Consider the following 20684-nt stretch of genomic DNA (forward strand, 5'->3'; position numbering starts at 1 on the left):
GGTTCCTACGCTTTCCTATTTACCACTTTGTCGAACGTTCGCAAGCTGAGGCCCATTCATTATTTGAGCAGCCGGGCGAGCGCGGGTAGATTCAATCCATATGAAAGCACTGCAAGCCCTGGCGAAACGCCTTTGAGGCCTTCCAGCTTTTCCTTGGCCGTGAAGCTGCGGCTGTAGGTCGCGTGGTGCTCATCGTCCAGTTCATGGCCGACCAGCTGGGCGCGCAGCTCGGACACCACGCCAGCCCCCTGGAGCTCCTGAATCAGCGTTTTGCGGAGGGAGTGGAAGCCGCGTTTGGCCTCTGGCCAGTTCGCCCCGACCTGTTCCAGATGCCGGCCAAAGGCCTTGGTAATCCAGTTGCCCGCCCCATTTTTGGCGTTCGCCTTGGCGGCGGGGAAGAGCCTTGGGGCCTTGTCGGCGCGCAGGGTGTCCACCCAATCCAAAAATCCCAGCTCAATGAGGTCCGGATGCACGGGAATGGTGCGCAGGCTGACTTCCGTCTTTACTTTCTGGTGCTCGCCTTCGTCCGAGATGCGGATGCAGGGGAGGCCGTCCACCCTCAACACGTCTTCGACCAGCAACTGGCCGACCTCTGACGCCCGGGCACCCGTGTAAAGCCCAATCAGGGCCGCCCAACGGGCGGAAAGGGCCAGCTCTTCGAACGCGGCCGGTGCAAACAGTGCTTGGACCTGATGGCTGTCATAGGCCTTGAAGCCGAACTTTTTCCGCGCCCGCTTCTCGCGGGTGGAGTAGGTGACATGGCCTGCGGCCGGGTTGTCCCCCTTGGGATAGTGGCCCGAGGCCATGGCCCACTCGAGGAACCCACCCTTGCCGCCAATGTAAGACTGTTTGTTGGTCAAGGTGGGGGTGGCTGCGCCCCCGTCCCGCATGTGCTGATACCAGCGGGCCAAGTCGGAGCGGGTGATGGAGTGGAGCTTGGACTTATCGCCCAGGAAGGACACCAGTGCCTCAATGGCGGTCTTCTTAATGGTGAACGTCTTGGGCAGGCAGCCGGGTTGGATGCTGGCCAGCCAAGCGTCCCGGGCCTTGCCCAGGGTGATGGTCTCCACGGCGGGCCTTGAGATTCGGTTGGGCGTGGGGAGGGGCGCAACCTCGTTGCGAATAAGCTCAGAAAGGGGGCTGGGCCGCTGGGCCGTCAGTTCCATCATCTGCTGATAGAGCGTCACGTCCTCTGGAGTGTCGATCTGCCAGTGCTCAGTGATCGTGCCGTCTGCGGCCTTGGTCCGGTTCAAGGTCAGCTTTTGGAGCGGGTCGCCACTGGTCAGGCGATCCAGCAGCGCCTCGATGTCCTCTTCCTTGATTCCCATGCGTTGCTCCCTCAGCGCCTCGAACGCCTGAGCATAGCGCGCAGCCAAGCCGAGGGCGCGCAGCTGGGCCACGGCCAGCTCGGACGTGCGAAGGGTGCGCTTAAAGATGCGTCGGCCAATGATGGTCTGGAGATCGGCGGGGACCCGTTGCCGGAAGGACCAAAGCCCAGAGGGCGCGCGAACAAGATGGTGTGGGATGCGCATCGAGAGATGTGTCCCGATTTGTGTCCCGCCGAAGGTCACCCCAGAAAAGCAAAAACCCCTGCGTAAACAGGGGTTTGCGTAATCTGGCGGAGAGAGGGGGATTCGAACCCCCGAAGCGCGGTTTAGACGCTTACACACTTTCCAGGCGTGCTCCTTCAACCACTCGGACACCTCTCCGGATCCCTGCCATCGGCAAACGCCTCAGCAGGGGCGCAGATTCTAGCGGGCGGCGCGGCCGTACACAAGCACCCCAGGCAACATTCCGCGCAGGGCGCGTCGGGGGCGAGGGGGCTGGACAGGCATGGCACAATGGAACATCCGATGGAAGATGGTGGCCTGATGTCCTATCTCGTGCTTGCCCGCAAGTGGCGTCCGAAGCGTTTTGCCGAGCTGGTGGGCCAGGAACACGTGGTTCGTGCGCTCAGCAATGCGCTGGACAGCGGCCGGGTCCACCACGCGTTCCTGTTCACCGGTACCCGCGGCGTGGGCAAGACCACCATCGCGCGCATCTTCGCCAAATCGCTTAACTGCGAGCAGGGCACCAGCGCCGACCCGTGCGGCCAGTGTGCGGCCTGCCTGGACATCGACGCCGGCCGCTACATCGACCTGCTGGAAATCGATGCCGCGTCCAACACCGGTGTGGATGACGTGCGCGAGGTGATCGAGAACGCCCAGTACATGCCTTCGCGTGGCAAGTACAAGGTCTACCTGATCGACGAAGTGCACATGCTCTCCAAGGCAGCCTTCAATGCGCTGCTGAAGACGCTGGAAGAGCCGCCGGAACACGTCAAGTTCCTGCTGGCCACCACCGACCCGCAGAAGCTGCCGGTCACCGTGCTCAGCCGCTGCCTGCAGTTCAACCTCAAGCGCTTGGACGAGGACCAGATCCAGGGGCAGATGACCCGCATCCTCGCCGCCGAGGAGATCGAGGCCGATTCCACCGCCATCGTGCAGCTGGCCAAGGCGGCCGATGGCAGCCTGCGCGACGGCCTGTCGCTGCTTGACCAGGCGATCGCCTATGCCGGCGGCGCGCTGCGCGAGGACGTGGTGCGCACGATGCTGGGTACGGTCGATCGTACCCAGGTAGCGGCCATGCTGGATGCACTGGCCGAGGGCGATGGCCCGCGCCTGCTGCAGGTGGTGGCGGCCCTGGCCGAATTTTCGCCGGACTGGAGTGGTGTGCTGGAAGCGCTGGCCGAAGGCCTGCACCGTATCCAGGTGCAGCAGCTGGTGCCCGGTACCGCCGCTCCCGCCGAAGGCCTGGATGCAGCTGCGTTTGCCGAGCGCCTGCGCCCGGAAGTGGTGCAGCTCTGGTACCAGATGGCCCTGAACGGACGCCGTGACCTGCCGCTGGCGCCGAGCCCGCGTGCCGGCTTCGAGATGGCCGTGCTGCGCATGCTGGCGTTCCGCCCGGCCGCCGCGGTACCGCCGGTACCGAAGGCGGTCGACGGGGCAGTGGGTGGGGGCGTCGCGGGTGGCAGCGGCGGCCATGGTCAGGTCGGCGCTGGCAGCCAGGACGCTGCGCCTGTGGCTGCAGCCGCTGCGGCGAGCCCGGCAGCGGTGGCCGACGTAGCTGCCCCCGCGCAGGCCGCGCCGCGTGAGCCTGAACCCGAACCTGAGCCGGCCCCGCAACCGGAGCCGGACCCCACGCCGGAGCCTGAACCGGTTCCGGTGGAAGAACCCGTGTCACCGCCGCCGGTGAAGGCCGAAACGGCGCCGCAGGAGGTCGCGACTGACGATCTGCCGCCGTGGGCCACTGATGAAGCCGACGCACGCGACCAGGTGCTGGCGGCGGAACTGGACGCGCCGGCTGTAATGGCGGCCCCGGAGGCGGCCATGGTCGCACCGTGGCAGGAACCATCGGCGCCGGTTCCGGCAGCGGCCGAACCGGAACGCCCGTTCCAGGCCGAGGGCATCGAGATCGCCCCGGTCGTGCCTAAGGCGGCGCCCGCGCCCGTGGCGCAGGAGGGCGTCTCCGATCTGGCCACGGCCGAGGACTGGCTCGATCTGGTGGCCAACAGTGGCCTGAGCGGCCCTTCGCGGCAGCTGGCGGCCAACGCGGCCTTCATCAGCTGCCAGGGAGGCACCTTGAAACTGGGCCTTTCGCCCGGATTTGAGTATCTGCGTTCCGAACGCGCGCTGTCCGCCTTGGGCGAGATGCTGGAAAAGGCCTTGGGCCAGGCGCCGAGGATCGTGGTCGAGACCGTGGAAACCGAGCACGTTCCGGCCGAGACGCTGCACCAGCGTGCCGACCGCCAGCGTGGCGAGCGGCAACAGGCCGCTGAGGCCATTTTCATGGACGATCCGGAAGTGCAGCTGCTGATCCAGCAGCATGGCGCCCGGGTTGTTTCCGATTCCATCCGTTCTTTTGACGAGTAAGCAACCATGCGCGGCAACATCGCCCAACTGATGCAGCAGGCCCAGAAGATGCAGGAAAACCTGCAGAAGGCCCAGGAAGAAATCGCAAAGATTGAAGTGACCGGCAGTGCCGGTGGCGGCATGGTCAGCGTGACCCTGACCGGTGCCAAGGAATGCCGCAAGGTGCGCATCGACCCGTCGCTGACCAGCGACCCGGAAATGCTGGAAGACCTGATCGCGGCGGCGTTCAACGACGCCTCGAACAAGATCGACGCCGAGTCGAAGTCGAAGATGGGCTCGGCCACCGCCGGCATGCAGTTGCCGCCGGGCATGAAGCTGCCGTTCTGATGCCGGGTTTGGCACCCGGTTGCCGGGTGCCAACAACCGCGTGGGGTCGGGCTTGCTCGACTGTCTTTTCGTAGAGTCGAGCTTGCTCGACTGCTCCACCCCCCCCCAAGTCGAGCAAGCTCGACTCTACCAAGCCCTTCAGTCGAGCAAGCTCGACTCTACAAAGCATGCTGCCGTGTCCGCACCCCTGCTTGAACAATTGATCGATGCACTGCGGGTGCTGCCTGGCGTGGGCCAGAAGACCGCCCAGCGCATGGCGTACCACCTGCTTGAGCGCGAGCGCGAGGGCGGGCAGCGGTTGGCCGAAGCGCTGGCACTGGCGGTCGAACGTATCGGCCATTGCGCGCAGTGCCGCGATTTCAGCGAAAGCGAACTGTGCCCGACCTGCGCCAACAACAGCCGTGAGCGCAGCCAGTTGTGCGTGGTCGAATCACCCGCTGACCGCCTGGCCATCGAGAACGCCACCGGTTTCCGCGGTGTCTACTTCGTGCTGCAGGGCCGGCTGTCGCCGCTGGATGGCATCGGCCCGCGCGAGCTGGGCCTGGAGCAGCTGGAACAGCGGTTGGCGCAGGGCGAAGTGCAGGAACTGATCATCGCCACCAGCGCAACCGTTGAAGGCGAAGCAACCGCGCACTATCTGGCGCAGCTGGCGCGGGCACGCCAGGTGCAGCCGAGCCGCCTGGCGCAGGGCCTGCCGCTGGGGGGCGAACTGGAGTACGTCGATCGCGGCACGCTGTCGCACGCTTTTGGAACGCGCAGCGAATTCCGCGATTGATCGCGGCTGTGCGTGGCGAGCCTACAATGCGGACGACATCCCGCCGAGGCCGACCATGACCACCGAAACCCTCTTCAGCAAGATCATCCGTCGCGAGATTCCGGCCACCATCGTCTACGAGGATGACGAGGTGCTGGGCTTCAAGGACATCGCACCGCAGGCGCCGGTGCACGTGTTGTTCATTCCGAAGAACGAGATCATCCCGACCCTGGACAACCTGCAGCCGTCGCAGGCGCACCTGATCGGCAAACTGGCCCTGGCCGCCGCCGCGTATGCGCGCAGCGAAGGCTTTGCCAACGACGGCTACCGCATCGTGATGAACTGCCGCGAGGATGCCGGGCAGACTGTCTTCCACATCCACATGCACCTGTTGGCCGGTGCGCCGCTGGGGCATTTCGGTACGCCGGGGCAGTAGTGCCGACCAACGGTCGGCACCCACCGTGGATGGCCCAGTAGATCCACGCCATGCGTGGATGGCACCAACAAGAAGGCCGCCCGAGGGCGGCCTTCTGTGTCATGCGAACCGTGGCAGGTTTACCACCAGCCCCAGCCGCGGTAACCGCCCCAGTACGGGCCCCACGGACCCGGGCCCCACGGGCCGTACGGGTAGGGCACCACATCAACCTGGCGCTGTTCCGGCCACAGGTAGATGACGTCGGCGGCCAGCTTGGGCAGGCGGTAGTCGTACTCGCCGATGCGGGTGTTGGCGTAACCGTCGATCTTGCCGATGAAGGTCACGTCACGACCTTCCTCGAACACGGCCGGGTCGTAGAAGCCGGCACGGCAGGCGATGAAGCGGCCGTCGCTGGCATCGGCCGAGGTGGTGTTCGGGCGGCCACTGCCGTTGAGCGGGCGCGAGATGATCTGGAAGCAGGTCTCGCCCTGGCCGGGCTGGGTTTCAATGATGCGGCCACCCCAGCGAACGGGGGTGCCAACCTGCTGGGTGGCAACCGAGTCGCGCGGGGAAACCACGCTGAACTGACCCTGCAGCGGCTTGGGGGCCGTGGCGCAGGCCGACAGGGCCAGGGCGGCCACGGCGGTGAGAAGGAACTTGGTGTTCATGAAGTAGCTCCGGAAGTCGGGCGATGCCTGCGCAGGTCCCGCAATAATGGGGCGAGCTCGGTACGAGTGCCAGCGTAGCGCGCTTCGGCGAAACGCTGGCTGAGTGCGATGAGGCCGGGATCGGGCCGCTGGGCGTGCACCCGCTGGGCCCACGCCAGGGCCGGTTCGTGCGGCTCGCGGGCCAGGCCCAGCCGCGCGTAGCGGCGGCCCAGCCGGTGCCAGGCGCGCAGCAAGGGGTCGCGCTCGCGTTCGCCACGGGCCAGCAGCCAGGCCATCCAGCCCAGTGCCAGCAGCGCGGTGGCTGCGAAACCGGCCAGCAGCTGGCCCTGGCCCAGCTCGCCAAGGCCAAGCGGCCGCAGCAACTGCTGCTGGCGTCGTGCATCGAAGGACAGCACCACGTCGTTCCAGCCGCGGCGCAGCCAATCGCCGATCTGCCCGGCCTGCAGCCAGCGCTGCCGCAGATCGAGGTCGGCGCCGGCCGGCAGGCGGTCCTCCAGCGTATCGAGGATGCGCTCGGGGGCCACCGCGGCGGTCGGATCCACCCGCACCCAGCCACGCTGGGGCAGCCAGACTTCGGCCCAGGCGTGGGCATCCATGCGCCTCACCACCCAGTAGTTGCCCAACCGGTTGCGGGTGCCGCCAGCGAAGCCGGTCACCACGCGTGCGGGAATGCCGGCATTGCGCATCAGCACCACGAAGGCCGAACTGAAGTGCTGGCAGAAGCCCGCCTTGTAGTCGAACAGGAACGCGTCCACCGGATCGCGCCCGGCCATCGGTGTTTCCAGCGTGTAGGAGAAATCAGCGGTGATCCAGGTCAGTGCGCGGCGGACCACGGCGGCATCGTCGCCACCTGCCTCCTGTCGCCACTGCCGCGCCAGTGCTGCCGTGCGTGGGTTGAAATTGCCCGGCAGCTGCAGCGCTGCCTGGCGCTGGTAGGGCGAGAGGTCCATATCGAACCGTGCCGCAGGGGCGGAGCGCATGCGCCAGCGGGTCAGCGCGGACAGGGAGCGCTGGCTGGCCAGGCTCATCTCCGCATTGAGCCTCGCCCCGTCGGGCGCGGCCGTGGGCAGATCCAGCGCCACCAGCAGGCGTCGGTCGGTGGGCTCGTAGTCGATCTGGTAGTCCCAGCCTTGGCCCTCGTAGGTGACCTGCGGGGGCGGCCGGCGGTCGGCGCTGCGCTCGCGTGTCCAGACGTGGCCATCGAACCGGGTCAGGACCGGGCCGCGCCAGTAACGCTGCTCCGGTTCGGGTGTGGCACCGAAGAACTGCACGCGCAGCGCCGGGGTATCGTCGGCCATCAGGTCCAGCCACTGGTCCGGCTCCATCGAATCGGACAGGCCCGGCGTACCCACGGCGCGTTCGGGCACGCCCCACAGCGGTGAGGTCAGGCGTGGGAACAGCCAGAAGCAGACCAGGGCCAGGGGCAGGCCGATCAGCAGCAGGCGGCCGACGCCGCGCACCTGGCCGGCCAGCGGCAGCGGGGCGCTGCGGCCTTCGTTGTGTGCCAGCCGCTGCAGGGCGAGCAGGGCGGTGATGCCGGCCAGCGCGGCCAGCAGTGTGGTCAACGGTCCCTGGTCCAGCAGGAAGGCGGCAAACGGGGCGAACAAGGCAAAGCCAAGCAGGCTGCGCGCATCACGCACGCTGCGCAGTTCGCTGGATTTGATCGCCAGCATCGCCGCCAGCAGTGCGCAGCCGGTGTCGCGCCCCGGCCGCACCGCGCCCATCTGCCAGACGATGGCGCCCAGCATGCCCAGCACCAGCAGCAGGCGCACCGGCATCGGCAGCACCCGTTGCAGTGACAGGGCAGCCGTGGCCAGGCCGGCCACGGCGATAAGCGCGGCCAGGGGGCCGGGCAGCTGCAGCAGCAGGGGCAGCAGTGCCAGCGCTGCGCTGGCCAGGGTCCAGCCGCGCGCGTTGCGGTCCAGCAGGAGGGCGGGCTCAGTCATGGGGCATCAGGGCCAGTGCGCGCAGGCACGCATGGTGGTGGCTGGGGCCCTGGCCGGGGCCCAGCGCGGGCTGCGATGGCAGCAGCAGGGTGTAGCGCCGGCCTTCGCGTTCAGCGCTGTCGACCCAGCGCGCCAGGCGCGAGATGCGCGCTTCCGGTGCCAGCGAGGCCAACGCGCGCCAATCCAGCACCACTTCGATGCCGACCGGCTTTTCGTACTCGCGTACCAGCAGCGTGTCACGCCGTGCCGAGTGCTTCCAGGCGATGCTGCGCGGCGGATCGCCTGCGCGGTAAGGGCGCAGCTGATGCAGTTCTTCGCCACTGGCATGGGCGCGCGTGTGCAGTGGGTCGCTGCCCCGTTCGGGCAGCGGCGTTGCCACGGCTTCGGCTACCGGGTGCACCAGCAGCGGCTGTTCGGGCCACACCCACGACCACGCGCGCACCAGGCCCAGCGGTTGCGTGCTGGACAGGCGGATGCGCGGCAGGTCGAGCCAGCCGCGGCGTTCGGTGGGTACATCCAGCTCGACCTCGCCACGACCCTGCGCCGGAAGATCGGTCCAGGCCTGGCTGTCGCCGACCTGCAGTTCCAGGCCATGGCGTGGCCGCTGATCACGCAGCGACAGATCCACGCGCATGCGCAGTGGTTGGCCTGCAGGTACCGGTTCGGCCGAGATGGCATCGATCTGCACACCCGACAGCTGCAGGTGGGCCGCGATGGCACTGGCAATGGCGGCGGCCGCCAGCAGCAGGGCCAGCAGCAGGGCCGGGTTGTTGTTGTAGTTCAGTGCGCCCAGCAGCATGGCCGACAGCAGCACGGCCACGAACAGCCCGAAGCGCGTGGGCAGAACGTAGATGCGCTGGCGGCCAAGCCGTTGCGGCAGTGCTTCGGGCGCGCGAGGGCGCGCCAGGCGAAGCAGGCGGGAGCCGCGCGCGGGCATCCTCAATCCACCGCGACGGTCTGCAGGATGGCGCGCGCCAGTGCCGGGCCCGTGCTCGACTCGGACTCGCCCACCAGCCGGTGGCCGGCCACGGCGACGAACAGGGTCTGCACGTCTTCGGGCACCACGTGGTCGCGGCCAAGCAGCAGGGCGTGGGCCCTGGCCGCGCGCAGCAGGGCCAGGCCGGCACGCGGCGACAGCCCCACGCGCACGCCGGCATGCTGGCGGCTGCGGGTCAGCAGCGCCTGCACATAGTCCACCAGTGCATCGCTGACGTGGATCTGGCCGACCGCTTCGCGCAGCTGCCGCACCTGGTCGTCATCCAGCTTCGGCACGGCGCGCGCAATGAGATGTCGGCGGTCGGTGCCGCGCAGAAGCTCGCGCTCGGCCTGCGGGCTGGGATAGCCCATCGCCAGCCGCAGCAGGAAACGGTCCAGCTGCGAATCGGGCAGCGGGAATGTGCCGGACAGATCAACCGGATTCTGCGTGGCGATCACGAAGAACGGATCGGGCAGCGGATGGGTCTGTCCGTCGAGGGTCACCTGCTGTTCGGCCATCGCCTCCAGCAGCGCACTCTGGGTGCGGGGAGGCGCGCGGTTGATCTCGTCGGCCAGCAGCACGTGCGAGAACACCGGGCCAGGGTGGAACTGGAACTGGCGCGTGGCGGCGTCGTACACCGACACGCCCAGCACATCGGCCGGCAGCAGGTCGGAGGTGAACTGCACGCGCTGGAAGGTCAGCCCGAGGCTGCTGGCCAGTGCGTGGGCCAGCGTGGTCTTGCCCAGGCCGGGCAGATCTTCGATGAGCAGATGGCCACCGGAAAGCAGGGCGACAAACGCCAACCTGACTTCCGGCACCTTGCCGAGCACCAGTGCATTGACCTGATCCTGTGCCTCCCGCAGGGCGTGGCGCAGTTGATCGGTTAGCATGCGGGGCATGGGGGACGAAGCTGACATGGTCGTCTCACGTTCGGGAACCGTTTGATTCTATCCATAGAGCAATGCAGGGCGAACAACGCGCACGCACGATATTTTTCTGGTTATGGACGCTGGTCACAGCGGCCAAGCTGCTTGTGGCCGCACGTCTGCCGTTGTTCGTGGACGAAGCGTTCTACTGGCAGGAAGGCCAGCACCTGGCCGCGGCTTACTCGGATCTGCCGGGCCTGACCGCGTGGCTGGCGCGCCTGGGCGTGGAGATCGGCGGCCAGCACGTGCTGGCGCTGCGTCTTCCGTTCCTGGCCATCGGTGCGTTGCTGCCGTTGCTGGTTGTGCGCATCGCCACGCGTTGGTTCGGCAACGTGGCCGGCTGGCAGGCTGGCAGCCTGACCCTGCTGATGCCGCTGTCGGCCACGCTGGGCCTGCTGGCCGTGCCCGATGTGCCGATGGCGCTGGCTGCGGTGCTGTGCCTGGATGCCGGCGCGCGCCTGCTGCGCAGCGTCGATGCATCCTCGGCCATCAAGCTGGGCCTGGGCCTGCTGATCGGCGCGCTCAGCCATTACCGCTTCATCGGTGTGATCGGTGTTGGCTTCATCGCACTGCTGGCGCTGCCGCAGGGCCGGCGCATGTTGACCGACCCGCGCGTGTGGGTCGCGCTTGCGGTGGGCGTGCTGGCCTGGCTGCCCTTGCTGGCCTGGAATGCCGACAACCATGACGCCGGCCTGAAATTCCAGGTGGTCGAGCGCCATCCCTGGGCGTTTGAATGGCGCGGGCTGTGGTTCCTGGTCATCCAGCCGATGCTGGTCACGCCCATCCTGTGCATTGCGATGTGGAAGGTGGCGCTGGCCGGAACGCGCAGCGGTGGCGGTGCACGCGTGCAGTGGCGCTACTTCGGCCTGGTCGGTGGCGTGTCCACGCTGGGTATCTTCCTGCTGGGATTCTTCACCGATGTCGAGCGCATCAGCTTCCACTGGCCGCTGCCGGGCTACCTGGCGCTGCTGGTGGCGGTGCCGGTGGTGCTCAACGGTTGGCCGCGCTGGCTGCGCCGCACCGGCTGGTGGCTGGCCGGCATCGGCATGGCGCTGTCCTTCGGCTATTACCTGATGGCCTCCACGCCGGCGCTGCGTGAGCAGCTGGCAGGTGACAAGTACTACCCGCGCAACTTTGCCGGCTGGGAACCGCTGGCGGCTGCCGTGCGCGACGAACTGAAGCGGATGCCGGAAGGCACGCGCGTGCTGGCCGGCAACTTCAAGGTGGGTGCCGAACTCGGCTTCCAGCTGGGTGACGCCGACATCCTGGTGCTGCCGCATCCCCTCAACGACAAGCATGGACGTACCGCCCAGCTCGCGCAGTGGGGCCAGGTGCATGAAGGCGAACGCAGTACGCCGATGCTGCTGGTACTGTCACCCAGCGACCAGCGCTTCCGTGATCTGGTGCAGCGCTACCACGCGGTCTGCGAACAGGTCGGACCGCTGCCGCCGCCGAAGGTGGTCAGCAACGATCACGGCTTCCAGCGTTTCCTGCTGTTCCGTCTGCCTGCGCAGCGTGCCGAAGGCGAGTGTGTGACGCCGGCCGTGGCGTATCTGGATTCGCCGGGCAACGGCGAAGCGGTGTCGGGCACGCTGGCGGTGAAGGGTTGGGCATTCAAGGACGGTGTCGGGCTGGCGCGGGTGGAAGTGCTGGTGGACGGTCAGCCAGTGGGCGATGCGCAGTACGGCCGCGAGCTCGACATCCGCCCGATGTGGCCGATGTCCAATGACCCGCAGCATCCACATGCCGGTTTCGATGCCAGTGTGGAAACGCGCGGGCTTTCGCCCGGGCGGCATTGGCTGGGCCTGCGCCTGCATGGTCGCGATGGCAGCGTGGAGGACTGGCAGGAGCAGCCGTTCGAGGTGGTTCCGGTTCTGTAGCGTCGAGCCGCGCTCGACTGCTTTCCGCTCTTGTAGAGTCGAGCTTGCTCGACTGCTTCCAACATCCAGTCGAGCAAGCTCGACTCTACCTACGGCACGGCGAAGTCGGCCCGGCGCAGCAGCCCGCACAGCGCGATCAACGGCAGCCCGACCAGGGCCGTGGGGTCGCGGTTGTCGATCGCCTCGAACAGGCTGATGCCCAGGCCCTCGCATTTGAAACTGCCGGCGCAGTCCAGCGGCTGCTCGGCGGCCACGTAGCGGGCGATCTCTTCGGCCTGCAATGGCCGGAAGCGCACTTCGGTCAGGTCCATGGCCGCAAACGATTCTCCATCACGCGTGAGACTGATCGCGGTGTGGAAGCGCACCGTCTGCCCGGCCATCGCCGCCAGTTGCGCACAGGCGGCCTCGACCGTGCCGGGTTTGCCCAGCGGCTGGCCGTTCAGGTCGGCCACCTGGTCCGAGCCGATCACCCAGGCGCCGGGGTGCCGCGCGGCCACCTCGGCGGCCTTGGCGGCAGCCAGCCGGCTGGCCAGGTCCAGCGGCGTCTCGCCGCCCTGCGGGGTCTCGTCCACGTCGGGGCGTGCGCAGTCGAAGGGCAGGCCGAGGCGCTGCAGCAGTTCGCGGCGGTAGCGCGAGGTGGAGGCCAGGAGCAGGGCAGGCATGCGACAATTCCGGGGCAGGGCGCGGCAGTCTGGCCCGTGCCCGGCGCTGCCAGCAAGCCCCTATATGGCGGGTATTTGACAGCGGCGGCCCCGATCCTTAGTATTCAGCGGCTTATGTCCGCGAACGTGCCCGAAACGCTGGATGCCTGGCGGATGGTTGTAGCGCGAAGGCGCTTCGACGGCCAGGTCCCACTGGCTGAAATGACCCGCCTGCAGGGCTTGGTCGCCGATACCGACGGTGAGTGCAATTACTCGCTTGAATTCGGTCGCGACGACGTCTTGCGGGTATCCTATGTGGAACTGACCATCGACACCGCGTTGCCGCTGACCTGTCAGCGCAGCATGCAGCGATTCCTGTTGCCGGTGAAGATGACCCAGAGGCTGGGCCTGATCCGCGACGAGGACGAGGAATCGTCCCTGCCGGAGGAGTACGAGGCGTTGCTGGTGCCGGAAGATGGGCAGCTGCGTCCGCTGGACCTGGTTGAAGATGAATTGGTGCTGGCGGTGCCCGTGGTACCGCTGTCGCCGGACGGTGAAGCAGTCGACAGGGACTGGGCGCCGAGCGAAGAAGAAACAAAGCAGGCCAACCCGTTTGCGGCGTTGGCGGCACTGAAGAAAGAGTAAAAGCATTAGCAGCCGGATTGTCGTCGGCGGCTGCGGCGAAAGCGAAAGTGTGCTGGGCGCTGGCGTCCTGCGCGACGATACGACGAAGCAAAAACGAACCGAGTTTGGAGCAATCCCATGGCTGTCCAGAAATCCCGTGTCACCCCGTCCCGCCGCGGTATGCGCCGTGCGCATGACGCCCTGAGCGCCAAGCAGCTGTCGACCGACCCGACCACCGGCGAAGTGCACCTGCGTCACCACATCACTGCTGACGGTTTCTACCGCGGCAAGAAGGTCATCCAGACCAAGACCTCGGCCGTCGAAGAAGATTGATGTGCCGATAAGGCCGCTGCCCCAGGGCAGCGGCCTTTGCCTTCTTCCCCGGGCATGCCGGTGACCGGCAGCCTGCGCAACAGGAAACATGATGAGCAAGCGGATCTACTCGAGGATCGCGGGCACCGGTAGTTATTTGCCGGAAAAAGTCCTGACCAACGCCGACCTGGAAAAGATGGTCGAAACCTCGGACGAGTGGATCCAGTCGCGCACCGGTATTCGTGAACGGCACATCGCGGCCGAAGGCGAGACCACCAGCGACCTCGGCTACCACGCCGCGGTGCGTGCGCTTGAAGCGGCCGGTATCGACGCTTCGCAGCTCGACATGATCGTGGTCGGTACGACCACCCCTGACCTTATTTTCCCGTCCACTGCGTGCCTCATCCAGGCCAAGCTCGGTGCGTCGGGCTGCCCCGCCTTCGACGTGAACGCTGCCTGCTCGGGCTTCGTGTTCGCGCTCAGCGTGGCCGACAAGTTCATCCGTTCCGGTGACGCCCGCTACGTGCTGGTGATCGGCGCCGAAACGCTCACCCGCATCGTCGACTGGGAAGACCGCACCACCTGCGTGCTGTTCGGCGACGGTGCCGGCGCGGTCGTGCTCAAGGCCGACGAAGAAACCGGCATCCTCAGCACCCACCTGCATTCCGATGGCAGCAAGAAAGAGCTGCTGTGGAACCCGGTTGGCGTGTCGGTCGGTTTCAAGGACGGCAGCGGCAACGGCGGCGGCACCATCAACATGAAGGGCAACGACGTGTTCAAGTACGCCGTCAAGGCGCTGGACTCGGTCGTGGACGAAACCCTGGAGGCCAATGGCCTGGGCAAGTCCGACCTGGATTGGCTGATTCCGCACCAGGCCAACCTGCGCATCATCGAAGCCACCGCCAAGCGGCTGGAGATGTCGATGGACCAGGTCGTGGTCACCGTCGACCGCCATGGCAACACCTCCTCCGGCTCGGTGCCGCTGGCGCTGGACGCCGCCGTGCGTTCGGGCAAGGTCGAGCGCGGCCAGCTGCTGCTGCTGGAAGCCTTCGGTGGCGGCTTCACGTGGGGTTCGGCTCTGCTGCGCTATTGATAGCGCAGTTACGACAACGTGAAGTCTGTCGTTACGGCCCCTCTGGGGCCGTAACGCGTTTCAGGAGATCTGTCATGGTTGAGCCCATCGTCATCGAAGGGCAGCGCGCCTGGCTGAAGCAGTACGGCAAGGGAAGCCGGGCCTTTGCTTTGGGCCTGCTCAATTTCATCGCCCGCCGCTTCCACCTTGATGCCCTGCGTCCGCCCCCGCACCGCGGAGGTGATGCGGCGCGCGAGACCGAGGCACGGCGCCTGGGCGAACTGCATGCGCAGGGCGTCAACGTGCCCGAAGTGATCGGCAGCGGCCACGCCGCGCTGGTGATCGGCGACAACGGTGGCTCCTTCAATACCTGTCTGCGCGAAGCCGATGATGCCGGTCGTGACCGGTTGGTGGCGGCCGCCATGAATGCGCTGGCTGAGGCACATGCCCGCGGCGCGTATTTTGGCCAGCCGGTGCCGCGCAACCTCACCTGGGACGGGCAGAGCGTGGGCTTCATCGATTTCGAGGAAGACCCGCTGGAAGTGATGGACCTGGCCGAGGCACAGGCGCGCGACTGGCTGATGTTCGGCTATGGCGTGGCCAAGTACTACGCCGACCGGCCCCAGCACCTGCAGGCGATGATGGCCGAGGCGATGGACGGCGTGCAGGCCCCGGTGCGCGCGCACGTGCACTCGGTCAGCGGCCGCCTGCAGGGCCTGGCCCGCGTCTGCATGAAGCTTGGCCGCTCAGCGCGCGCGCTGGCGCAGTCGATCTTCATCACCCATGGCGCCACCACGCTGGGGCTGATCATGGTGGTCGGGCTGTGCGTGGACTTCTTCGCCGATGGCGAGCTGGACATCCTGCAGCTGTTCTGCTGATGGTCGTTGGGGGTCAGAGCCCTTTTCCTGCGGAAAGGGTTCTGACCCCGGTCCATACGCCCTGCATACGCGCACGTACAGACGACATGAGGGATTCGCCCTTATCATGGCCCGCTTCGATTGCAACAAGCGGATGACCGCGTGACCGTATCCACCCTCGCTTTTGTCTTCCCCGGCCAGGGCTCGCAGTCTGTGGGCATGCTGGCCGAGCTGGCCGAGCTGCACCCGCAGGTGCGTGACGCTTTCACCGAAGCATCCGATGGTGCCGGTGTCGACCTGTGGGCGCTGTCCCAGGGCGGCCCGGAGGAAATGCTCAACCGTACCGAGTACACCCAGCCTGCGCTGCTGGCAGCCAGCATTGGTGCATGGCGTGCCTGGAACGCCGTCGGCGGTCCGCGCCCGTCGGTGCTGGCCGGCCACAGCCTGGGCGAGTACACCGCGCTTGTCGCTTCTGGCGCGCTGAGCCTGCATGACGGCGCCCATCTGGTGCGCCTGCGTGGCCAGCTGATGCAGGAAGCCGCGCCGGCCGGCGTCGGTGCCATGGCCGCCGTGCTGGGTGCCGAGGACCAGCTGGTGCTGGACGTCTGCGCTGAAGCCGCCGGCAGCCAGGTGGTGGTACCGGCCAACTTCAACTCGCCGGGCCAGATCGTCATCGGTGGCGACGCCGACGCGGTCGACCGCGCGCTGGCGCTGCTGGCTGAAAAGGGCGTGCGCAAGGCCGTGAAGCTGGCCGTCAGCGTGCCCTCGCACACCCCGCTGATGCGTGAAGCCGCCAACCGCCTGGCCGAGGTGATGGCTGGCCTGTCCTGGCGGGCCCCGCAGCTGCCGGTGGTGCAGAACGTCGATGCCAAGGTGCACGACGGTGTCGATGCCATCCGTACCGCGCTGGTGCAGCAGCTGTACCAGCCGGTGCAGTGGACCGGTTGCGTGCAGGCGCTGGCCGCCCGTGGCGTCACCCGGATCGCCGAGTGCGGCCCGGGCAAGGTGCTCACCGGTCTGGTCAAGCGCATCGACAAGACCATCGACGGCCGTTCCCTGGCCACCCCGGGCGACTTTGAAGGCGCCCGCGAGGCGTGGTCGGCCTGATTCCCCTGTTCCTGCCGACCGTGCCGGTGGCCGCTGCAAGCGGTACGGGCGCGGTCGCTGCCCACGTCTGAGGACAACATCATGAGCAAGCCCCTGCAGGGTGAAATCGCACTGGTCACTGGCGCCAGCCGCGGCATTGGTGCCGCCATCGCCGATCTGCTGGCCGCCCAGGGCGCCACGGTCATCGGCACCGCCACCACCGAATCCGGCGCCGCCGCGATCGGCGAGCGCTTGGCGGCCCACGGCGGCCACGGCCGCGCGCTGAACGTCACCGACGCCGCCGCGCTTGAAAGCGTGCTGGACGGTATCGCCAAGGAATTCGGCGCGATCTCGATCCTGGTCAACAACGCCGGCATCACCCGCGACAACCTGCTGATGCGCATGAAGGAAGACGATTGGGCGTCGATCATCGACACCAACCTCACCAGCGTGTTCCGTACCAGCAAGGCGGTCATGCGCGGCATGATGAAGGCGCGCAAGGGCCGCATCATCAACATTGCCTCGGTGGTGGGCGTGACCGGCAATGCCGGCCAGGCCAACTACGCGGCCGCCAAGGCCGGCATCATCGGTTTCAGCAAGTCGCTGGCCAAGGAAATCGGCTCGCGCGGCGTCACCGTCAATGTCGTCGCCCCCGGCTTCATCGACACCGACATGACCAAGGCGCTGCCGGAAGAAGCCCGCACCGCCCTGATCAACGACATCGCCCTCGAACGCCTGGGCGCGCCGGAAGACATCGCCCATGCGGTGGCCTTCCTGGCCAGCCCGGCGGCCGGCTACATCACCGGCGAAACCCTCCATGTGAACGGCGGCATGTACATGCCGTAAGCAAGGGGCGCACGGATTGCGCCGCAAGTGGTTGATCTGCGGGGTTTTTTGCATCCATGCAAGGCCGCGCCGGTTTCCACTACACTATCCCACGGCCATCGCCATCCGATGGCGACCACTTTTGAACCACTACTCCATCTGGAGCGATACCCCATGAGCACCATCGAAGAACGCGTCAAGAAAATCGTCGTCGAACAGCTTGGCGTCAAGGAAGAAGAAGTCACCAACAGCGCATCGTTCGTCGATGACCTGGGCGCTGACTCGCTGGACACCGTTGAGCTGGTGATGGCCCTGGAAGAAGAGTTCGAGTGCGAGATCCCGGACGAAGAAGCCGAGAAGATCAGCACCGTGCAGGCCGCCATCGACTACATCAAGGCCCACGTCAAGGCCTGATGTCAGACGGCAGTGCGCGCGCGGGTTCCGCTCGCCGCGCACCGCACCCCATGGGGCCGCAGTTGCGGCCCCGTGTGTTTGAGCATCAAACCGCAGTAGAACCGAGTCGCCCGTTGAGTTCATCGGGTCAGGAGAATCAGCAATGAAGCGTCGCGTCGTCGTAACCGGCCTGGGTATCGTCTCGCCGTTGGGCAATGATCTGGCCAGCAGCTGGGAAGGCATCACCCAGGGTCGTTCGGGCATCGGTCCGCTGACCAACGTTTCGGATGCCTACCTGGATCGGTTCACCACCAAGATTGCAGGTGAGGTCAAAAGCTTTGACATCACCGCCGACAACGAACTGTTCGGCAAGTACCGGGTCAGCGGCAAGGATGCCAAGAAGATGGACCCGTTCATCCATTACGGCCTCGGTGCCTCGTTCATGGCCCTGCACGATTCGGGCCTGGAAATCACCGAAGCCAATGCCGAGCGCATGGGCGCCATCGTCGGCGCCGGCATCGGCGGCCTGCTGGGTATCGAAGAGCAGACCATCGAGTTCCACGAGGGCAAGAAGATCTCGCCCTTCTACGTGCCCAAGACCATCATCAACATGCTGCCGGGCCAGCTGAGCATCATCACCGGCCTGAAGGGCCCGTCGTTCTCGGCGGTCTCGGCGTGCGCGACCTCGAACCATTCGATCGGCACCGCCATGCGCATGATCCAGTACGGCGATGCCGACGTGATGGTGGTCGGTGGCGCCGAGCGCGGCTCCTCGCCGACCGCCCTGGGCGGCTTCTGCGCGATGAAGGCCATGAGCACCCGCAACGATGCCCCGGAACAGGCCTCGCGCCCGTGGGACAAGGACCGCGACGGCTTCGTGCTGGGTGACGGCGCCGGCATCCTGGTGCTGGAAGAGTACGAACACGCCAAGGCCCGTGGCGCCAAGATCTACTGTGAACTGGCCGGCTTCGGCGCCAGCTCCGACGCGTACCACATGACCGCCCCGAGCGAGAACGGCGAAGGCGCCGCCCGCTGCATGGCCATGGCCATGCGCGATGCCGGCGTGACCCCGGAGCAGGTCGGTTACCTCAACGCGCACGGCACCTCCACGCCGCTGGGCGACCTGGGCGAAACCATGGCCATGAAGACCGCCTTCGGCGACCACGCCTACAAGATGATGGTCAGCTCCACCAAGTCGATGACCGGCCACCTGCTGGGTGCCGCTGGCGGCGTGGAAGCGATCTTCTCGGTGATGGCGCTGCAGGACAACATCATTCCGCCGACCATCAACCTGGAACAGCCGGGCGAAGGCTGCGACCTGGACTACGTGCCCAACGAAGCGCGCCAGGCCAAGGTCGACGTGGTGATGTCCAACGGCTTCGGCTTCGGCGGTACCAACGGCACGCTGATCTTCAAGCGCGTCTGACCGACGCGGCGGGGTCGACCGTGGGTCGACTGCCTTTCGAGCCGCCGTAATGATCGCTGATGGGTGCGCGGTAGAGTCGACTGTCAGTCGACTACCGCGCGCAGCGCGGGGGGATGGCTTCCCGCGAAGAGCAGTCGACTGACAGTCGACTCTACCTGTCGGCATCCGGAGCACCACGGAGCCGCCGCAAGGCGGCTTCCGTGCATCTGAACCCCCACACTGGCTGCCATGACCCACGCCCCGCTGATCCACCCGCTGCCACACCCGATCGATCTGCTGGCCCTGCAACAGCACGACCCCGCGCGCTTCCCGCTGCTGATGGAATCCACCGCCTCGGGCACCGCCCAGGGGCGCTGGAGCCTGCTGCTGGCCGCGCAGGGCGAGCGCCTGCGGCTGGATGCCGACGGCCAGGTGCGCGACCAGCACGACGCCGTGCAGCCGGGCAGCTTCCTGCAGGCACTGGACCGCGCCTGGCAGGCCGCACGCCTGCCGCACGACGGCAGCCACAGCCTGCCGTTCCGTGGCGGCTGGGCGCTGATGCTCGATTACGAAGTGGCCAGCCAGATCGAACCGGTACTGCCCGCGCGTGCACGCGATGACGGCCGCCCGACCGCGCTGGCCCTGCGTTGCCCGGCGGCCGTGCTGCATGACCACGAGAACGATGCCAGCTTCGTCATCGCCGAAGCCAGCGAGCAGGCCCTGCTGGACGCGCTGGTGGCACAGGCCTCGGCCACGCTGCCCGAGGCCGGGCAGGGCTGGCAGCCACCGCAGTCGGTGGGCGAGGACGCGCCGCAGCGCTTCACCGACGGCGTGCGCCAGGTGATCGACTACCTGCGTGCTGGTGATGTGTTCCAGGTCAACCTGTCGCGGCGCTGGAGCGCGCAGTTCGCCGCGCCGGTCAGTCCGCAGGCGCTGTACGCGCAATTGCGCCGCGCCAATCCTGCACCGTTCGCTGGCCTGTTCAGTGCGCATGGCCGCCACGTGGTCAGTTCCTCGCCGGAACGGCTGGTATCGGTGCATGCCGGACACGCGCAGACCCGGCCGATTGCGGGCACCCGCCCACGCTTTGAAGGCGATGATGATGCCGCGCGCATCCAGGAGCTGGTCGGCCACCCCAAGGAACGCGCCGAGCACGTGATGCTGATCGACCTGGAGCGCAACGACCTGGGCCGCATCTGCCTGCCCGGCACCGTGGTGGTCGATGAACTGATGACCGTGGAAAGCTATGCCCACGTGCACCACATCGTCAGCAACGTCAGCGGCCATCTGCGCCCCGAGGTCACCCCGGGCGAGGTGATTGCCGCGACCTTCCCGGGCGGCACCATCACCGGCTGCCCCAAGGTGCGCTGCATGCAGATCATCAGCGAGCTGGAGCAGGTGCCGCGGGGGGCTTATACCGGTGCCTTCGGCTGGCTGAACCGCGATGGCGACCTGGACCTGAACATCCTCATCCGCACCGCCGAAGTGGACGGGCATGAGGTGAGCTTCCGTACCGGCGCCGGCATCGTGGCTGATTCCGACCCGGACAAGGAACTGGACGAAACCCGCGCCAAGGCCCGCGGCCTGCTGCGCGCGCTGGGCCAGCAGGGGTAACCGGCCGAGGTCGGATCCCGCGCGCCACGCGCGAGGGCTCTGACCCCACGCT

General features: G+C 67.1%; 20 protein-coding genes and 1 tRNA gene. 14 read left to right on the top strand and 7 right to left on the bottom strand.

Translation table 11 applies throughout. The features are described 5' to 3' along the window. Positions 1–59: 59 nt before the first annotated feature. Complete coding sequence (locus tag C1924_RS04595; RefSeq protein WP_108766967.1) at positions 60–1532, bottom strand: site-specific integrase; 1473 nt, start codon at positions 1530–1532, stop codon at positions 60–62. Positions 1533–1616: 84 nt separating this feature from the next. Next, positions 1617–1709, bottom strand: a tRNA-Ser gene (locus C1924_RS04600). Between the two features lie 144 nt (positions 1710–1853). On the opposite strand from C1924_RS04600, the gene dnaX reads away from it, so the two are divergent. The 4 genes from dnaX (at position 1854) to C1924_RS04620 (ending at position 5428) form a co-directional block, all read left to right on the top strand. Then, a complete protein-coding gene (gene dnaX, locus C1924_RS04605) occupies positions 1854–3911 on the top strand; it encodes a DNA polymerase III subunit gamma/tau (RefSeq protein ID WP_108764234.1) in 2058 nt (685 codons plus the stop codon). Between the two features lie 6 nt (positions 3912–3917). Continuing rightward, positions 3918–4238 carry a YbaB/EbfC family nucleoid-associated protein gene (locus tag C1924_RS04610; RefSeq protein ID WP_005408298.1) on the top strand — a complete coding sequence of 107 codons (321 nt, stop codon included), beginning with the start codon at positions 3918–3920 and terminating at the stop codon, positions 4236–4238. A gap of 175 nt (positions 4239–4413) precedes the next feature. Beyond that, positions 4414–5013, top strand: coding sequence for a recombination mediator RecR (gene recR / locus C1924_RS04615; RefSeq protein WP_108764235.1), 600 nt, complete (start codon positions 4414–4416; stop codon positions 5011–5013). 55 nt (positions 5014–5068) lie between these two features. Then, the gene (locus C1924_RS04620) at positions 5069–5428 is read left to right on the top strand and encodes a histidine triad nucleotide-binding protein (protein ID WP_108764236.1); all 360 of its coding nucleotides are present in this window, start codon (positions 5069–5071) and stop codon (positions 5426–5428) included. Positions 5429–5547: 119 nt separating this feature from the next. Here C1924_RS04620 and C1924_RS04625 read toward each other — a convergent pair whose 3' ends face one another. The 4 genes from C1924_RS04625 to C1924_RS04640 are packed head-to-tail and all read right to left on the bottom strand — an operon-like array spanning position 5548 to position 9914. Then, positions 5548–6075 carry a Slp family lipoprotein gene (locus C1924_RS04625; RefSeq protein ID WP_108764237.1) on the bottom strand — a complete coding sequence of 176 codons (528 nt, stop codon included), beginning with the start codon at positions 6073–6075 and terminating at the stop codon, positions 5548–5550. Next, positions 6072–8021, bottom strand: a complete 1950-nt coding sequence (locus C1924_RS04630; protein ID WP_108764238.1) for a DUF3488 and transglutaminase-like domain-containing protein — start codon at positions 8019–8021, stop codon at positions 6072–6074. Before C1924_RS04630 ends, C1924_RS04625 begins: the two co-directional genes overlap by 4 nt. Then, complete coding sequence (locus C1924_RS04635; RefSeq protein WP_108764239.1) at positions 8014–8958, bottom strand: DUF58 domain-containing protein; 945 nt, start codon at positions 8956–8958, stop codon at positions 8014–8016. The genes C1924_RS04630 and C1924_RS04635 overlap by 8 nt, the downstream gene beginning before the upstream one ends. 2 nt (positions 8959–8960) lie before the next feature. Continuing rightward, entirely contained in the window at positions 8961–9914 is a 954-nt protein-coding gene (locus tag C1924_RS04640; RefSeq protein ID WP_108764240.1) for an AAA family ATPase, read from the bottom strand. A gap of 44 nt (positions 9915–9958) precedes the next feature. Between C1924_RS04640 and C1924_RS04645 the strand changes: the two genes are divergently transcribed. Then, positions 9959–11803, top strand: a complete 1845-nt coding sequence (locus C1924_RS04645; RefSeq protein ID WP_108764241.1) for a glycosyltransferase family 39 protein — start codon at positions 9959–9961, stop codon at positions 11801–11803. An 89-nt stretch (positions 11804–11892) separates the two neighbouring features. Here the strand turns inward: C1924_RS04645 and C1924_RS04650 are convergent, their stop codons facing one another. After that, complete coding sequence (locus C1924_RS04650; protein WP_108764242.1) at positions 11893–12465, bottom strand: Maf family nucleotide pyrophosphatase; 573 nt, start codon at positions 12463–12465, stop codon at positions 11893–11895. A 114-nt stretch (positions 12466–12579) separates the two neighbouring features. On the opposite strand from C1924_RS04650, the gene C1924_RS04655 reads away from it, so the two are divergent. The 9 genes from C1924_RS04655 to C1924_RS04695 all read left to right on the top strand — a co-directional run bounded on the left by C1924_RS04655 (position 12580) and on the right by C1924_RS04695 (position 20632). After that, positions 12580–13089, top strand: a complete 510-nt coding sequence (locus C1924_RS04655) for a YceD family protein (protein ID WP_108764243.1) — start codon at positions 12580–12582, stop codon at positions 13087–13089. Between the two features lie 117 nt (positions 13090–13206). Further along, complete coding sequence (rpmF, locus tag C1924_RS04660; protein ID WP_004154640.1) at positions 13207–13401, top strand: 50S ribosomal protein L32; 195 nt, start codon at positions 13207–13209, stop codon at positions 13399–13401. A gap of 91 nt (positions 13402–13492) precedes the next feature. Continuing rightward, positions 13493–14473: a beta-ketoacyl-ACP synthase III gene (locus C1924_RS04665; RefSeq protein ID WP_108764244.1), complete on the top strand. Its 981-nt coding sequence runs from the start codon at positions 13493–13495 to the stop codon at positions 14471–14473. 74 nt (positions 14474–14547) lie between these two features. Continuing rightward, on the top strand, positions 14548–15330 hold the full coding sequence (locus tag C1924_RS04670) for a serine/threonine protein phosphatase (RefSeq protein ID WP_108764245.1): 783 nt from the start codon (positions 14548–14550) through the stop codon (positions 15328–15330). A 141-nt stretch (positions 15331–15471) separates the two neighbouring features. After that, on the top strand, positions 15472–16416 hold the full coding sequence (gene fabD / locus C1924_RS04675) for an ACP S-malonyltransferase (RefSeq protein ID WP_108766968.1): 945 nt from the start codon (positions 15472–15474) through the stop codon (positions 16414–16416). Between the two features lie 81 nt (positions 16417–16497). Beyond that, positions 16498–17241, top strand: a complete 744-nt coding sequence (gene fabG, locus C1924_RS04680; protein ID WP_108764246.1) for a 3-oxoacyl-ACP reductase FabG — start codon at positions 16498–16500, stop codon at positions 17239–17241. A 153-nt stretch (positions 17242–17394) separates the two neighbouring features. Then, positions 17395–17634, top strand: a complete 240-nt coding sequence (acpP, locus tag C1924_RS04685; RefSeq protein WP_005415509.1) for an acyl carrier protein — start codon at positions 17395–17397, stop codon at positions 17632–17634. Positions 17635–17776: 142 nt separating this feature from the next. Continuing rightward, entirely contained in the window at positions 17777–19039 is a 1263-nt protein-coding gene (fabF, locus tag C1924_RS04690) for a beta-ketoacyl-ACP synthase II (protein ID WP_108764247.1), read from the top strand. Positions 19040–19267: 228 nt separating this feature from the next. Continuing rightward, a complete protein-coding gene (locus C1924_RS04695; RefSeq protein WP_108764248.1) occupies positions 19268–20632 on the top strand; it encodes an aminodeoxychorismate synthase component I in 1365 nt (454 codons plus the stop codon). The last annotated feature ends 52 nt before the right edge of the window (positions 20633–20684 follow it).

Source organism: Stenotrophomonas sp. ESTM1D_MKCIP4_1 (genome assembly GCF_003086895.1).
Taxonomy (GTDB): Bacteria; Pseudomonadota; Gammaproteobacteria; order Xanthomonadales; family Xanthomonadaceae; genus Stenotrophomonas.

What these genes read in the sequence shown, in the direction of transcription:
- acpP (WP_005415509.1), top strand. Translation starts at nt 17,395, where the DNA reads ATGAGCACCATCGAAGAACGCGTCAAGAAAATCGTCGTCGAACAGCTT.
- C1924_RS04595 (WP_108766967.1), bottom strand. Translation starts at nt 1,532, where the DNA reads ATGCGCATCCCACACCATCTTGTTCGCGCGCCCTCTGGGCTTTGGTCC.
- fabF (WP_108764247.1), top strand. Translation starts at nt 17,777, where the DNA reads ATGAAGCGTCGCGTCGTCGTAACCGGCCTGGGTATCGTCTCGCCGTTG.
- C1924_RS04625 (WP_108764237.1), bottom strand. Translation starts at nt 6,075, where the DNA reads ATGAACACCAAGTTCCTTCTCACCGCCGTGGCCGCCCTGGCCCTGTCG.
- C1924_RS04665 (WP_108764244.1), top strand. Translation starts at nt 13,493, where the DNA reads ATGAGCAAGCGGATCTACTCGAGGATCGCGGGCACCGGTAGTTATTTG.
- C1924_RS04610 (WP_005408298.1), top strand. Translation starts at nt 3,918, where the DNA reads ATGCGCGGCAACATCGCCCAACTGATGCAGCAGGCCCAGAAGATGCAG.
- C1924_RS04635 (WP_108764239.1), bottom strand. Translation starts at nt 8,958, where the DNA reads ATGCCCGCGCGCGGCTCCCGCCTGCTTCGCCTGGCGCGCCCTCGCGCG.
- C1924_RS04655 (WP_108764243.1), top strand. Translation starts at nt 12,580, where the DNA reads ATGTCCGCGAACGTGCCCGAAACGCTGGATGCCTGGCGGATGGTTGTA.
- C1924_RS04650 (WP_108764242.1), bottom strand. Translation starts at nt 12,465, where the DNA reads ATGCCTGCCCTGCTCCTGGCCTCCACCTCGCGCTACCGCCGCGAACTG.
- C1924_RS04695 (WP_108764248.1), top strand. Translation starts at nt 19,268, where the DNA reads ATGACCCACGCCCCGCTGATCCACCCGCTGCCACACCCGATCGATCTG.
- fabG (WP_108764246.1), top strand. Translation starts at nt 16,498, where the DNA reads ATGAGCAAGCCCCTGCAGGGTGAAATCGCACTGGTCACTGGCGCCAGC.
- C1924_RS04640 (WP_108764240.1), bottom strand. Translation starts at nt 9,914, where the DNA reads ATGTCAGCTTCGTCCCCCATGCCCCGCATGCTAACCGATCAACTGCGC.
- C1924_RS04670 (WP_108764245.1), top strand. Translation starts at nt 14,548, where the DNA reads ATGGTTGAGCCCATCGTCATCGAAGGGCAGCGCGCCTGGCTGAAGCAG.
- C1924_RS04645 (WP_108764241.1), top strand. Translation starts at nt 9,959, where the DNA reads ATGCAGGGCGAACAACGCGCACGCACGATATTTTTCTGGTTATGGACG.
- C1924_RS04630 (WP_108764238.1), bottom strand. Translation starts at nt 8,021, where the DNA reads ATGACTGAGCCCGCCCTCCTGCTGGACCGCAACGCGCGCGGCTGGACC.
- rpmF (WP_004154640.1), top strand. Translation starts at nt 13,207, where the DNA reads ATGGCTGTCCAGAAATCCCGTGTCACCCCGTCCCGCCGCGGTATGCGC.
- dnaX (WP_108764234.1), top strand. Translation starts at nt 1,854, where the DNA reads ATGGAAGATGGTGGCCTGATGTCCTATCTCGTGCTTGCCCGCAAGTGG.
- C1924_RS04620 (WP_108764236.1), top strand. Translation starts at nt 5,069, where the DNA reads ATGACCACCGAAACCCTCTTCAGCAAGATCATCCGTCGCGAGATTCCG.